Origin of the sequence: Pantoea vagans, from assembly GCF_004792415.1 — a bacterium.
Classification (GTDB): Bacteria; Pseudomonadota; Gammaproteobacteria; order Enterobacterales; family Enterobacteriaceae; genus Pantoea; species Pantoea vagans.
Map to the genome: position 1 here is coordinate 2,811,747 of NZ_CP038853.1, position 14,941 is coordinate 2,826,687.

At 53.5% G+C, this 14,941-nt stretch carries 11 protein-coding genes; 5 read left to right on the top strand and 6 right to left on the bottom strand.

The genetic code is table 11. From position 1 onward, the window contains the following. Nucleotide 1 precedes the first annotated feature (1 nt). Complete coding sequence (gene osmF, locus EGO56_RS13285; RefSeq protein WP_107319444.1) at nucleotides 2-913, bottom strand: glycine betaine ABC transporter substrate-binding protein OsmF; 912 nt, start codon at nucleotides 911-913, stop codon at nucleotides 2-4. A gap of 306 nt (nucleotides 914-1,219) precedes the next feature. On the opposite strand from osmF, the gene EGO56_RS13290 reads away from it, so the two are divergent. Both EGO56_RS13290 and EGO56_RS22330 read left to right on the top strand, forming a co-directional pair. Continuing rightward, nucleotides 1,220-2,695: an MFS transporter gene (locus EGO56_RS13290; RefSeq protein WP_135909624.1), complete on the top strand. Its 1,476-nt coding sequence runs from the start codon at nucleotides 1,220-1,222 to the stop codon at nucleotides 2,693-2,695. A 179-nt stretch (nucleotides 2,696-2,874) separates the two neighbouring features. Next, complete coding sequence (locus EGO56_RS22330; RefSeq protein WP_167493410.1) at nucleotides 2,875-3,039, top strand: hypothetical protein; 165 nt, start codon at nucleotides 2,875-2,877, stop codon at nucleotides 3,037-3,039. 55 nt (nucleotides 3,040-3,094) lie between these two features. Here the strand turns inward: EGO56_RS22330 and idi are convergent, their stop codons facing one another. From idi to EGO56_RS13305, 3 genes are all read right to left on the bottom strand, one after another. Then, nucleotides 3,095-3,637 carry an isopentenyl-diphosphate Delta-isomerase gene (gene idi, locus EGO56_RS13295; protein ID WP_135909626.1) on the bottom strand — a complete coding sequence of 181 codons (543 nt, stop codon included), beginning with the start codon at nucleotides 3,635-3,637 and terminating at the stop codon, nucleotides 3,095-3,097. Between the two features lie 146 nt (nucleotides 3,638-3,783). After that, nucleotides 3,784-5,679 (bottom strand): methyl-accepting chemotaxis protein, encoded by a 1,896-nt coding sequence (locus EGO56_RS13300; protein ID WP_135909628.1) that lies wholly within the window; start codon nucleotides 5,677-5,679, stop codon nucleotides 3,784-3,786. A gap of 191 nt (nucleotides 5,680-5,870) precedes the next feature. Continuing rightward, nucleotides 5,871-6,980: a suppressor of fused domain protein gene (locus EGO56_RS13305; RefSeq protein ID WP_033731944.1), complete on the bottom strand. Its 1,110-nt coding sequence runs from the start codon at nucleotides 6,978-6,980 to the stop codon at nucleotides 5,871-5,873. A gap of 708 nt (nucleotides 6,981-7,688) precedes the next feature. On the opposite strand from EGO56_RS13305, the gene EGO56_RS13310 reads away from it, so the two are divergent. Together EGO56_RS13310 and EGO56_RS13315 are read left to right on the top strand one after the other, a co-directional pair. Next, complete coding sequence (locus tag EGO56_RS13310) at nucleotides 7,689-8,795, top strand: ParA family protein (protein WP_135909630.1); 1,107 nt, start codon at nucleotides 7,689-7,691, stop codon at nucleotides 8,793-8,795. 7 nt (nucleotides 8,796-8,802) lie between these two features. Further along, entirely contained in the window at nucleotides 8,803-9,459 is a 657-nt protein-coding gene (locus EGO56_RS13315; protein WP_135909632.1) for a RelA/SpoT domain-containing protein, read from the top strand. 136 nt (nucleotides 9,460-9,595) lie between these two features. Here EGO56_RS13315 and EGO56_RS13320 read toward each other — a convergent pair whose 3' ends face one another. Beyond that, nucleotides 9,596-10,468 (bottom strand): oxygenase MpaB family protein, encoded by an 873-nt coding sequence (locus EGO56_RS13320; RefSeq protein WP_135909634.1) that lies wholly within the window; start codon nucleotides 10,466-10,468, stop codon nucleotides 9,596-9,598. A 96-nt stretch (nucleotides 10,469-10,564) separates the two neighbouring features. Further along, a complete protein-coding gene (gene bglX / locus EGO56_RS13325) occupies nucleotides 10,565-12,862 on the bottom strand; it encodes a beta-glucosidase BglX (protein WP_135909637.1) in 2,298 nt (765 codons plus the stop codon). A gap of 155 nt (nucleotides 12,863-13,017) precedes the next feature. On the opposite strand from bglX, the gene dld reads away from it, so the two are divergent. Then, nucleotides 13,018-14,721, top strand: coding sequence for a D-lactate dehydrogenase (gene dld / locus EGO56_RS13330; protein WP_135909639.1), 1,704 nt, complete (start codon nucleotides 13,018-13,020; stop codon nucleotides 14,719-14,721). Nucleotides 14,722-14,941 lie beyond the last annotated feature (220 nt).

The window sequence follows — 14,941 nt, forward strand, 5'->3', positions numbered from 1 at the left end:
GTTACAGCAGCTTTTTCTGCTGCAGCCACTCGGTCGCTACACTGCTGGCGTCCTGGCCGTCGACCGCAATTTTGGCGTTGAGCTGTTGCAGCGTTTTCTCATCAAGCGCGCTGAACACTGGCTTCAGCCAGTCGGCAATCTGCGGATAGGCTTTAAGTACTGATTCGCGGATCACCGGCGTCGGCGCGTAAATCGGCTGAACACCTTTGGGATCGCTGAGCGTCTGCAGACCCAGTGCCGCCACCGGACCGTCGGTACCGTAGGCCATCGCCGCGTTGACGCCAGAGGTCTGCTGCGCCGCCGCGCTGATGGTCACAGCAGTATCGCCGCCCGCCAGCGACAGCAGCTGATCCTGCTTGAGGTCAAAGCCGTAGGCTTTTTCAAAGGCCGGTAAAGCATCGCTGCGTTCGATAAATTCGGCTGAGGCGGCCAGCTTGAAGGTGCCGCCCTTTTTCAGAAAGGCGCTGAGATCGGCCAGCGAGGTGAGCTGGTTTTTCTCTGCCAGGTCTTTACGCACGGCAATGGTCCAGGTGTTGTTGGCCGGAGCCGGTGTCAGCCACACCAGATGGTTTTTCTCCGCATCCAGCTTCTTCACCTTTTCGTAGCCAGCGGCGGCATTCTTCCAGGCGCTGTCTTTTTCATCATTGAAGAAAAACGCGCCGTTGCCGGTATATTCGGGGTAGATATCAAGCTCGCCCGCCGTGATGGCACCGCGTACCACCTGCGTTGTGCCGAGCTGGATTTTATTGACGGTTTTTACACCGTGCTTTTCCAGCACCTGAAGGATTACGTTGCCCAGCAGTGATCCTTCGGTATCAATTTTGGAGCCGACCCGCACCGGATCCGCCGCCTGTGCCATCCCCATACTGAGCAGCAACGCGCTGACTCCCACCCAACCCCGAATTCTGACCATGGTCTTTTCCTTATCGCAGTTTGTTGTTTTTACATGATGTTTTCGCGTGATGACTCGCAAGGCATGGGACGCCTTAGCGTTGAGGCTGCTCGCCTGCCGCTGAGAGGGAGACTGACAAGGCGTGCAGCGGAAATAATCTGCCTTAAAAGCGTAGCCTGGCGCGGCGGCGATGCAGCTGACTTTATCGCAAATTGATAACGATTTGGGATTAAAAAATTATTATCTATAACCGAAATGAATTTACGTCTGGGCGTCTAAACGGCTATTCTCGAAAATCTGTTTTTATAATAAAAGACGTACAACATCATGTCCGACCTGACCTCTTCCGCCCATGTGGCAACAGCAGGGAGTTCGCCCGGTGGCGAAACAGAGTGGATTCGCAGCGCAGCTGACGTTTCCCGTTTAGTGAACAGCGGCGACAGCGCCCGTAACAATGCCCGTATTGTGGTGGCGATTGCGCTGGGAGGCGTGTTCCTTGACGCCTACGACCTTGGTGCGCTGGCGTTTGGCATTAAAGACATCACGCGCGAGTTTAGTCTCACGCCGACCGGCACCGGCATGGTCGCCTCGGCCATCACCTTCGGCGCGATCATCGGCGCGCTGATTGGCGGCTATCTCACCGACAAAATTGGCCGTTATCGGGTCTTTATGGCCGATATGTTCTTTTTCGTGGTGGCCGCCATCGCCTGTGCCTTTGCCCCGAATGAGTATGTGCTGGCTGGTGCGCGCTTTGTGATGGGGCTGGGCGTCGGGATCGATCTGCCGGTGGCGATGGCGTTTCTGGCGGAGTTTTCTAAGCTGCGTGGCAAGGGGAATAAAGCCGCCAGCGTGGCGATGTGGTGTCCGACCTGGTACGCGGCAATCAGTATCTCCTATCTGCTGGTGCTGCTGCTTTATGCGGTGCTGCCTGAAAGCCACACCGACTGGCTCTGGCGGCTGATCCTCGGTTTTGGGGCCGTTCCGGCGATTGTTATCATCGCCATCCGCAGCCGTTACATGAGTGAATCGCCGGTGTGGGCGGCCAATCAGGGTGATTTGAAAGGGGCCGCCGCGATTTTACGCAGTGCCTGGAACATCAACGCGCAGGTGGCACCCGACGCCGGGCTGACCGCTGCCACGCCGGTGCGAAAAGCGAGCTGGCGCAACTATGGCGCGCTGCTGCAGGGCGTTTATCGCCGTCGCACGCTGCTGGCGACCATCACCTCTATCGCCTCGTCGTTTGCCTATAACGCGGTGGCGTTTGGTCTGCCGGTGATTATCTCCAGCTTCTTTGCTCAGTCGATGCTCACCACCATTCTGGTGTCACTGGCGCTGAATTTGCTGTTCGCCTTTGTCGGCGGGATTCTGGCGGTGCGACTGGTGCCGCGTCTGGGTGCGTGGAAGATGTCGGTGGCGGGTTATGGCTGTCAGTGCGTGGCGCTGCTCGGGCTGGCGCTGATTGGTCGTCCGGAAGGCGGCCAGGAAGCCGCACTGGCAATCGGCATGCTGGCGCTGTTCCTGTTTGGTCAGGGCTTCGGGCCGGGTTCGCACACGATGACCTTTGCGTCGCTGAGCTACCCGACTTCGCTGCGCGGCGTGGGCGTCGGCTTCAACCAGACGCTGATGCGCGGCAGTTCGACCGTGTCGCTGTTTCTGTTCCCGGTGCTGGTTGCCGCGCTGGGCACTGGCGTGTTCTGGGTGATCTTCCTGGCCCCGCTGGCCGGACTGCTGGCGCTGCTGGCGATCCGCTGGGAACCATCGGGCTATGATGTGGATGCAGAGGATTTTGAGCTGCCACGTTAAACAGCGGTAAGGGCATGGGTAGAGCGCAGGCTCAGGGAGCGGCGAAAGGTGCTTTGTTAGCCTGATTGCAAAGCATCTGAATCAAAAATCAGGCAGGTAATGATTTATAACAAAGGCAACTGGGATGGTTCATAAGATGATGCAAAACATCTGCTAAGGGCGATAAACGAGGGCTGGTAATGGACAAGAAATTGTTTGAGCGTTTGAAAGAAAGCATGACGCAGATGAATGAAATTGCAGAAGGCTCCTGCGAGTCATCCCGTGAGACTACGGTTACTGCGGTTAAAGTCAAAGCGATACAAAAAGGCTTACAGAACATGAATCAATCGCAGGACCCGCGATAACAATAATTCCTGACTTCTCTCACCCACGATTAAACCGCACCTCGGTGCGGTTTTTTTATGCCGTTACGGCCGGGAAAGGAAACTGCTCCAGATAGTCCGGGATACGCGGGAAGGTATGCAAAAACCACGGCGTGAACTGCTGTGGCTGCTGCTGCATCTGCTGCTCAATCAGCGCCATCGGACGATAATCGAAGGCATCGGCTTCCTGCGGATTCAGCTGCGGCAGGCTGTCGCAGACGGCAAAGAAGACATGGCCATATTCATGCTCGGTCAGGCCGTTGCTCAGCTTCAGGTTATAGCTCAGCTCAAATACCGGCGTCAGCGTCACGATCATCCCCATCTCTTCACGCAGACGGCGTTCGGCGGCGTCGCGGGTCGATTCATGCGGATAAGGATGGCCACAGCAGGTATTACTCCACAAGCCACCACAGTGATATTTATCGCTGGCACGCCGCTGCAGTAACAGCTCCTGCCGGGAATTGAAGACGTAGACCGTCACCGCGCGGTGCAGTAATCCTTTTTCATGCACTTCCAGCTTTTCCATTTTGCCGGTGGGACGATCGAGGTGGTCAACGAGGATAACTTCAATAGCAGACATGGCGTTTCCTTGAGATTATTCCCAACTATTCTGGCACAGAATAAGCAGTCTGGGTGGAACATCGCGGAATTTTTGCGCGTCTCAGGCGGAGATAAGCAGATGAAGCAGAGAGAAAATCAGGCCAGCAGCGCTGGCCTGGAGAGGAATTACAGTCTGAAGCTCTGAACCACCTGCTCAAGCTGGGTGCTCTGCGATTCCATCGCCTGCGCGGCAGCGGAAACCTGCTCCACCAGCACGGCGTTTTGCTGGGTAGTGCCATCCAGCTGAGTAATCGCCACGTTAACCTGTTCGATACCCAGGCTCTGCTCGCGGCTGGCGGACATGATTTCGCTCATCAGGGTCGTTACGCTGCTTACCCCCTTCATCAGCTCATCCATGGTCTGACCTGCCTGCTCAACCAGCGCGCTGCCGGTATCGATGTTTGCCACGGACTCTTCGATTAACTTTTTAATCTCACGCGCCGAGTTGGCTGAACGCTGCGCCAGGTTACGTACTTCCGATGCAACTACCGCAAAACCACGGCCCTGTTCACCGGCCCGGGCAGCTTCTACCGCAGCGTTGAGTGCCAGGATGTTGGTCTGGAAGGCGATGCTGTCGATCACGCTGATGATGTCGACCACTTTACGCGACGAGTGATGAATCTCACCCATCGTGGTGACCACCTGACGGACTACTTCCGTACCACGCGCGGCCACCTGCGAGGCATCGCCCGCCAGCTGGTTAGCGTGAGTGGCGTTGTCGGCGTTCTGACGCACGGTGCCGGTCAGCTGCTCCATCGATGCGGCCGTTTCAACAATCGAGCTGGCCTGATCTTCGGTACGGGAGGAGAGATTGGCGTTGCCGCTGGCAATTTCGCGCGACGCAGCGGTAATCGCCAGCGCGCTGTCGCCCACCTGCTGGAGCAGCCCCTGCAGATAGCTGATGAACTGGTTAAAGCTCTGCGCGACAGCATTGAACTCCGGGCTGTTGCTGGCGGGCAGACGCTGGGTCAGATCGGCACCACCCGTCGACAGCGCTTCGATGTTGCTGTTCAGCACGTTGAGGCGTTTCATCATGGCGCGGACAAAGCCCAACGACACCAGCAGCAGAATGACCGCCAGTGGGATCTGCACCAGACCCAGGCGGGTCAGCATGTTGTGCGACTGCGCTTTCAGCAGGCTGGTTGGCAGGCTGCTGGCGAGATACCACGGGCTGCCAGGAATGGCCTGCACGAACAGGGTCTGCTCGCCTTCGCTGCTGTCATAGGTGGTTTCCAGCGGCTGATTGCCAACACCGTTCAGCAGCGTTTTCAGCGGCGCGGCCATCGGCATCTGCACGTCAGCCAGATTCTCCAGCTTCGGCGCGGCATTCACCAGCGCGCCATTGCCCACGACTTTGCCGTCGGCTTCGACGATCAGCACGTTGCCGTGAATAGTTTCACCCATCTGCTTCGCCAGCTGGTTAAAGAACCCCAGCGTTACGTCGATGGTGGCAACACCCCAGGCTGAGCCGTTGCGGTAGATAGCCATGGCGCAGTTGGTACGCGGCTGCGGGCTGGCGGCATCCTGATAGGCTTTTGCCCAGGCGCACTGCCCTTTCGCGGCAGCCAGACCATCTTTGTACCAGGGTTGCTCCCAGTATTTATCGGCGGCGTCGGAGTTCCAGTAGGTGTTGACCTGCAGTTCATTGCTGGCATTACGGGCAAAGAAGCTGCTGTCTTTCTCTTTGGCCGGATCGCGACGGTTTGGCAGTGGCCAGATACCGCCACCAAACACGTTGCTGTCCTGATACTGGTTCACCAGCGTCGGTAACAGGGTGTCGATAGTGGCGCTGTCCATGACAGAGGCGGCTTCGGTAATCGCACGCTGCTGTGCCTGCACGCGGTTCATCTGTTCAACGATACCAGACGCGAGTGAATCGACCTGATAGCGAACCAGACGGCTTTCGCTGTCGACCAGCTGCGGCGCGACGAACTGATTGATGACCCAAACTGTAACGAGTAAAAGCGCAACAAAGAACGCGATCATTGTTGCGGTGAAGCGGGATTGTGTTGTTTTAAACATCTTTGTTCCCCTGAACCTGGTGCGGCGCGATTGCCTGATCCGGGTTAACGGCTCGCTAAACAGGAACTTGAGATGAGCGGGATCACATATTTGAGAAATGTTTGATTTTTGTAAAAATTTAATTTCATGACGGGACTATCACGTCCCCGACTGTTGCCGGGGATCGCATGAACAGGTGCGTTATTGCTGGCCTACTCTTCGGGGTTGATCACCTGCTGGCGCGGACGGAAGACATGATCGTTGCCCTCCGCTGTTAACAACTCCCGTAACTTCTGGCCGCCATGTTCATCGGCCTGGGCGAACTGACGCTCCGCTTCGGTGACAGGCGTGGTCCAGAGCAAAGTAGGTCGATCGCCATCGCGCTTGGGCAGCTTGAACTGCGCCTGTTCGGTTGCCAGTTCATTCGCCAGCAGGAAGCTTTCAAAGCCGACCGGTGCCACTTCCGACGCCAGCGTGTGGCCCTCACCCAGCCAGGTGAGCCGCGCCCACGGCAGATGCACGAACTCCGCCAGCGCGCTCGCCATCTGCACCGCGTTGCCTTCGGTCATGATTTCACCGTCGACCGCCATGCCCAGTTCGATACGGCGATACTGCGGTGCCAGCTCATCGAACAGGTAATCGACCTGCGGCATGGGACGGATGCTCATGCCGAGCGTCAGGAAATACCAGACGCCCTGATGCCAGTGCTGCGAGATCGCCATCGGCGGCCAGCTGCCCTGATCGATTGCGTAATATTTCACTGACTCGCCAAAACGCGCCTGATAGCAGGCCATAAGATCCTGCTGGACCCTATCCCACTCGCTGCCGTCGTGCCATTCGCGCCAGAACTGACGCTGATGCTCCGCACGGGCATAGTAGTCGTTGGTCGATGCCGAGCCCAGCGGGGCCGTCAGCCGGTTCTTTTTGATGCAGCCCGCAGAGAAGCTCACCTGCTTCTCCTGATAAAGACTCCAGCCGGGGATCACCGCCAGCAGCTGGCCGTAATACCACAGCGCCGCGCCATCATCAGAAGGCTCCCACAGGACCTGCAGACCGGCCGGGTCCAGCGCGGGCTCCGCTTCCAGATTACGGCAATACTCGGCGCTGAGCAGCGGCGCGATGCCCTGCTCCATCGCCTCACGATCTTCCTGTGCCGGTGCGGGCAGCAGGTTACGAAGCCAGCAGCCGCGCACCGCATACTGACTGCGGAACAGGTCGGTGGGCCAGATGTAAAAATAGGCGGTGCGCTCATCCTGTTCGACAATGGCGGTCAGGGTGCGCTGCTGATTGTGGACTTCAGCAATCAGGGATTTGTACGTCATAGTGCCTCGACAAAGCCTGGAGGAATCCATTTTCCCCGAGAATAGAGCAGGATCCTGGCTGCCGCCATTTGAGACAAGGGTAATAGTCTCAAAGTGTGGGGGGATGGGGAAGATGGTAAGATGCGTTAAAAAGAAAAATGTTAAAACTAATGTTTAGTAGCTTCAGTATGGAAGTTCTATACCCACTCCTCCATCATCCGGGTTAACAGTTCTTTAAACTTGAAAGAAATTTTTCTTTTTCAATTTTTCATAATGGCATTCACCTAGACTTGAGTTCAATATCAGCAGGATGCTGGAATGAGTTAGACTAGTTTTTGAAAGAACGTAAGCCTAATTTGAGTTAAAACGCGAAAAAGCCTCATTTTATAAGCGAAATCCCCGTAGGTCTAAAAATAATTCTCGTAAATTTGATTTAAAATTTGAGCAAACTCCAATATTCTCATGATCCATAAAAAGATTTCTAGCGCTATTCATAGCGCTAAAGCATCGACGCAAAAAACATTACTCATTGAATTGAATGGTTAAAAAACGCTTATGTTTTACTTTTGGAAACTATGAGAAACAAGAAAATTAAATATCACTGCCCGCTTTTAGAAAAAAACTTGCTTGTTGAATGGTTGCTTGTTTATAGTGAGAAAAAATTACCTGCCCATAGTTTATTAAGCCTTTACCTAATTTCAATTAAATTAATCACGAGACGGATGACAAATGAAGATAATATCAGTATTTAATAACAAAGGGGGCGTGGGTAAAACAACTTTAACTTATCACATTGCTCACTCGATAGCTGAAATGGGTTTTAAAGTTCTAATGATTGATGCCGATCCCCAATGTAACTTAACAATATACTCATTAAAACAAGACTTCATTCATGACCTCTGGGCCGAAGAAGATACTTTTATAGATGAAGGATTTGAATATGCCTTCAATGATAAATCTCCTGAAGAATATTCAAAAATTATCTCTAAGCCGAGAAGCTTGCACTTTCTTCTAAAGCCTACGGAAGAAGGTACTGGAGATCATATTCAGCTCCCACCCCCAGCCCAACTGACAAAAAATTTAGACATAATACCTGGCAGATTGACATTACATCTCTATGAAGAAAAAGTTGCAGGACGATGGACCGATCTATACCGCGGTGATCCGTTAGCAATTAGGACCATCACGAAAATTAGAAATCTAGCTGAAGAATATACAAGAATTCATAATTATGATTATGTAATAATTGATACTTCTCCTAGTCTTGGATCCTTAAATAAAGTAATTATATCTACAGTAGATGGTTTCTTTGTACCTGCTCTTCCTGATTTATTCAGCCTTTATGGAATAAAGAACATTGGGAAATCTTTAGCCTCATGGAAAGAAGAATTTGATACAATTTATAAGCTTATTTCAAATGAGAAGCGTCATGTTTTTCCGGAAAAATTCGTTCGCTTCTTGGGCTATACTATCTATAATGCAAAAAAGTACACAGGCACTGAAACCAAATGGAATTTAGCAAGAGCGCATCTCAATTATGCAGAAAAAATACCACAAACTATTCATGATAATATTAGTGCTTCTTTAAGAGACAATATACCTGAAAAGTTATTAGAATTACCAATTGGAAGTACAGCCATTATGCATACGCATAATACCTTCCCATCTATGGCACAATACTATAACGTCCCAATGTGGTTAGTACCAGATCTGCAACATATTGAATCTGAACATGTTGATACATTACGTGGTGCACGTAAGAAATACATAGCAACGCAAAACGGATATCATAAATTTACAGAAGAATTACTGGAAAGAATAAAATTATTAGGGTAATAACGATATGGATATTGATAAAATAATAAACATTTACTCTTCTGAAGAGCATACTTTTAATATTTTCATGTCTACAGTAGTAAATATGTTCCAACTAGAACCCAGTCTCAATGAGTATGGGACACCTATAATACACACATTAAAAAGTCGGTTAAAAGATAAAGATCACCTTCGAGAAAAAATATCTAGAAAAGAAGCTGACGACAATCCTATAACAGAAGAAAATCTCTTCGAGCGTATAACTGATCTTGCGGGTGTAAGAGTTTTACACCTTTATCAGGATCAATTTATAAATATCCATGAATTCATAAAAAGTCAAATTGAAAAAGGAGAGTGGTTTTATAGGGAACCTCCTGTTGCATATACATGGGATCCGGAATGTAGAACTTACTTCACTGGCCTAGGCCTTGAGTGTAAAGTAAAAGAATCATATTATACAAGCATCCATTACCTTATTAAACCTAAAGAAAACTCGTTAATAACTTGTGAGATTCAAGTTAGAACTCTTTTTGAAGAAATATGGGGAGAAATTGATCACACAATAAATTATCCACATAAGACTGAGAATATTTCTTGCAGGGAGCAACTAAGAGTACTTTCAAAGTTAGTTTCAACAGGAACTAGATTAGCTGACTCTATTTTTAGAACTCACAGAGCAGGATAGTGAAAAAACCATGAGCTAGCTGCTCATGGTTTTGCCCATATTCTATTAATAGGCTGTTGCTTTGATTAACATATTTACGTTCTCATAGACTTTCCAAAGCTAAAAAAATAGCATCAAACCGTTAGCCGCAGTACCCTTACCCCAGCCTCCCCATCCTCACCATTGCCCGATACCATGCCCCGCGCTGAATTGACCACCTCAACCCCACCGCAATCGCATTAATCTTCCGGTCAATCATCGCCTGCTCAAAGCGGCCGATTTCACGGCCGGACATCGCCTGCGCCCACGCGGGCATCAGCCCGAATCCCGACTTCAGCATGATTTTCATCACCGGTTTCGCCTGCCAGCTCGGAGCAGGGGCATTCATCAGCAATCGCGTCACTTCGGCGGTGCGTTCATCAAAGCGCAGCTCCGGACGCATCTGTTGCAGGTAATCCGCCACATCGGCAACGCTTTTCGGCACCTTCTCTGCACCCAGCGCTTCGGCAATCAGTGCCGCTTCCTGATAGTACTGATCCTGTTCCGCCCGGGTAAGCTGCGGGTTTTTGTAGCGCAGATGAGCGGCCAGAAAACGGCTGGTCTCCGCCACATGCACCCAGGTGAGCAGATGCGGATCGCCGGCGGCATAAGGTTTGCCCGCGCTGTCGACGCCGCTGACTTTCAGATGAATGCGTTTCACCCGGTCAATCAGCGTCTGCACATCCTGTGAATTACCGTAGGTGGTCACGGCGATAAACTGACTGGTGCGGCGCAGGCGACCCATCATATCTTCGCGGAAATTGGAGTGATCCCAGACGCCTGCCAGCGCTGCCGGATGCAGCATCTGCAACAGCAGCGCACTGATGCCGCCGCACATCATGGAGGTGAAGTCACCATGGACGCGCCAGATCACGCTGTCCGGGCCAAACAGGCCGGGATCGCCAGGCGGTTGAGAGAGGTCAAATTCATTCATCGACAGGCCGTTAAGGCGGAAGACCTGCTGCTGAATGCGGTCACGCAGATTAATCATGGCGGCTCTGATAGTGGATATGATACGGCGCGCGGTAGCAGGACGCTCCCGACGCGCCGCATCACCTTCCCCTGAGTTCAGGAAAAAGGCTGACGGTTATTGATAGCTGAACTGCGCATTCTCGGTACGAACGGAATCGAGTCCAATCATCACGTTAAATTTGCCGGGCTCTGCAACGTGCTGCATCTGCTGGTTCCAGAACTTCAGCGCATCGACATCAATTTTAAAGGTGACGGTTTGCGACTCACCCGCTTTCAGCATGATGCGCTTAAAGCCACGCAGCTCCTGCACCGGACGGCTGATGGACGCGACCGGGTCGTTCAGATACATCTGCACTACCGTCGCACCATCGCGCTTACCGCTGTTGGTCACCGTCACGCTGGCCTCAACGCTGCCGTCGCGCGGCATGGTCGGTGAGGACATTTTTACCAGCGACACGGTGAAGCTGGTGTAGCTCAGGCCGTAACCAAACGGATAGAGTGGGCCGTTAACCGCATCATAGTAATGCGACGTGTACTTGTTCGGCTTCGCAAAGTTGTAAGGACGACCGGTTGGCAGATGGTTGTAGTAGATCGGAATCTGACCCACTGAACGCGGGAAGGAGACCGGCAGTTTGCCCGACGGGTTGTAGTCACCGAACAGCACATCGGCGATAGCGTTGCCGCCCTCGGTGCCGCTGAACCAGGTTTCCAGTACCGCATCAGCCATGCGATCTTCATTCACTATCGACAGCGGACGTCCGTTCATCAGGACAATCACCAGCGGCTTACCGGTGGCTTTCAGTGCCGCGAGCAGCTTCTGCTGGCTCGGCGGGATCACCAGGTCGCTGCGGCTGGAGGCTTCATGCGCCATCCCCTGCGCTTCGCCTACGGCGGCAACCACCACATCGGCCTGCTTCGCTTTGGCAACCGCGTCATCGATCATCTGCTCAGCTGAACGCGTATCCACCGAAACCGCCTGCTCATAGAGGTTCAGGAAGTCCTGAATCCCTTTGTTGTCGCTGACGTTAGCGCCCTTCTCATAAAGCAGTGTCGCTTTGCCTTCGGTGGCATTGCGCATGCCCTGCAGCAGCGAAACGGATTGCTTCGCCACGCCTGCGGCAGACCAGCTGCCCATAATGTCGCGCTGACTGTCTGCCAGCGGACCAATCAGCGCAATGGTGCCCGATTTTTTCAGCGGCAGGGTTTCCAGCCGGTTTTTCAGCAGTACGATGCTTTTACGCGCCACATCGCGTGCTTCAGCGCGATGCAGACGGCTTTCCGCATTGGTGTCCTGCGGGTCGCTCTCTTTCGGACCTAAATGGCTGTAGGGATCGTTAAACAGACCCATGTCATATTTGACGTTAAGCACATGACGCGCCGCATCATCAATTTCGGCCATCGTGACATCGCCGCTCTTCACCAGGTCCGGCAGATACTTGCTGTAATATTCGTCGCTCATGCTCATATCCACGCCCGACTTCAGCGCGATGCGTACCGCTTCCTGCGGATCGCTGGCGACGCCATGCTTGATCAGCTCTTTAATCGCGCCATGATCGCTGATGGTGATGCCTTTGAATTTCCACTTATCGCGCAGCAGATCTTTCAGCAGCCAGCTGTCCGCCGTGGCGGGGACGCCATTGATGGAGTTCAGCGCCACCATCACGCCGCCGCTGCCCGCGTCCAGTGAGGCTTTATACGGTGGCAGATAGTCCTGGAACATGCGCTGCGGGCTCATGTCCACGGTGTTGTAATCGCGTCCCCCCTCAACGGCACCATAGAGCGCGAAGTGTTTCACGCTGGTCATCACGCTGTAGCGATCGGCGGCACTTTTGCCCTGCATCGCCTGCACCATGCTGCGACCCATTTCGCTGGTGAGCCAGGTATCTTCACCGAAGCCCTCGGAACCACGACCCCAGCGCGGTTCACGACTGACATCAACCATTGGCGCCCAGGTCATATTCAGACCGTCGTCGGCCGCTTCATAGGCAGAGACGCGCCCTACTTCTTCAACAGCATCCAGATCCCAGCTGGCCGCCAGAGCCAGAGGAATCGGGAAAATAGTGCGCTGACCGTGAATCACGTCGAAGGCGAAAAACAGGGGGATCTTAAGGCGGCTGAGCTGCATCGCCTGATCCTGCATCGCGCGGATATCCTGACGCGTTACCGTGTTAAAAATCGCGCCAACCTGACTCTTCTGAATCATGTCGCGAATGGCTTCTTTCGGATTATCAGGTCCGACGCTGATTAAGCGCAGCTGACCGATTTTCTCATCCAGCGTCATTTTTTTAAGCAGCTGGTTAACGAAGGCATCACGCGCCTGTTCGGTCATCGGGTGGTTACCTGGCACTGTCTCAGCCAGTGCGGGTTGCATCGCGAGGGAGACAGCGAGACTAACAGAGTAAATCCATTTCATCAGGTTGGGTTCTCTTAAGTAACTGCGCAATATCGAATAAACAGGCGGCAGTGTGCCACAAGATGAGAATAGCAGGTAGCTGCCGCTGTCACACTGCGTTGAGGTCAGTTGACGTGCTACAGTTAGGACGCACTGATAAGACAAGGGAATTGCTCATGATACAAACCTCTGCCCTGCTTTCTGACCTGCGCCGCCTGGTCGGCCCTGCCCACCTGCTGACAGAACCTGAACAGACTGCCCGCTATCGCAAAGGCTTTCGCTCCGGCGAAGGTGAGGCGCTGGCCGTGGCGTTTCCCGGTACGCTGCTGGAGCTCTGGCGGGTACTGCAGACGCTGGTGAAAGCGGATGTCATCATCCTGATGCAGGCGGCGAATACCGGCCTGACCGAAGGTTCAACGCCGCACGGCAATGATTACGACCGTCCGCTGGTGATTGTCAGTACCCTGCGACTGGATAAGCTTCAGCTGATCGACGAAGGCCAGCAGGTGCTGGCGTTCCCCGGCAGCACACTCTATCAGCTGGAAAAAGCGCTGAAGCCGCTGGGACGTGAACCCCACTCGGTGATTGGCTCCTCATGCATTGGGGCCTCGGTGCTGGGTGGCATCTGTAATAACTCCGGTGGATCGCTGATTAAGCGCGGCCCGGCCTACAGTGAGATGGCCCTGTATGCGCAGATTGATGCACAGGGAAGACTGAAGCTGGTGAACCATCTGGGTATCGATCTGGGGACCTCGCCGGAAGAGATTCTGGGACGGCTGGATGACGATCGCTGGCAGCCCGGCGACGTGCAGCACGATGGCCGTCACGCCTCCGATCATGAATATGCCGACCGGGTCCGTGAAGTCGATGCGGATACGCCCGCCCGTTACAACGCCGATGCGCGTCGCCTGTTTGAAGCGTCCGGCTGTGCCGGGAAACTGGCGGTCTTCGCGGTGCGACTCGATACTTTCGCCAGCGAACCGCAGCAGCAGGTGTTTTACATCGGCACCAACGAACCTGGCGTGCTTAACGATATCCGCCGTCACATCCTGGCGCATTTCACCCATCTGCCTGTGGCGGGCGAATATATGCACCGCGACATTTATGACATTGCGGAAGTCTACGGCAAAGACACCTTCCTGATGATCGACAAGCTGGGCACCGACAAGATGCCGCTGTTTTTCACGCTGAAAGGACGGGTTGACGCCTGGCTGAGCAAGCTCTCCTTCGTTAAACCGCACTTCAGCGACCGGCTGTTGCAGCGCCTGAGCAAACTGTTCCCGGCGCATCTGCCTAAGCGTATGAAGCAGTATCGCGACAAATATGAACATCATCTGATGCTGAAGATGTCGGGCGACGGCGTGGCAGAAGCGCGTAACTATCTGCGCGACTACTTCCGTGAAGGCGGTGGCGAGTTCTTCGAGTGTGAAGGCAAAGAGGGTGCGCACGCGTTTCTGCATCGCTTTGCGGCAGCGGGCGCGGCGGTGCGCTACCACGCAGTCCATGCAGATGAGGTCGAGGATATTCTGGCGCTGGACATTGCCCTGCGTCGCAACGATGCGGACTGGTTCGAAACCCTGCCCGATGCGATCCGCGCATCATTAAGCCATCGCCTCTACTATGGTCACTTCTTCTGTCATGTTTTCCATCAGGATTACATCGTCAGAAAAGGAGTCGATGTCCATGCACTGAAAGCACAGATGCTGGAGATCCTGCAGGCGCGCGGCGCGGAATATCCCGCTGAGCATAATGTCGGCCATCTCTATCAGGCGAAACCGCAGCTGGCGGCGTTCTATCGCCAGCTCGATCCGACCAACAGTTTCAATCCTGGCATTGGCAAAACCAGCAAGCAAAAAGGCTGGGCGGTGAAGCAGGTTTAATCGCGTTACCGGTCAGCCTGCCGGTCAGAGCAGGCTGATCGTCACACTTCTTTTTGACCCGCTCACTCCCCATTTCGACCCATTTTTATTACTAACAACTTCATCAAAAAATTAATTCATCTTCCCAGATTGCACCTTCTTTATTTTCTCTCAGTGGGTTCTGCGCAATACCTCACAAAATATCCCGCTGCTAATTGATAATTCGCGTCGCGAAAAATAG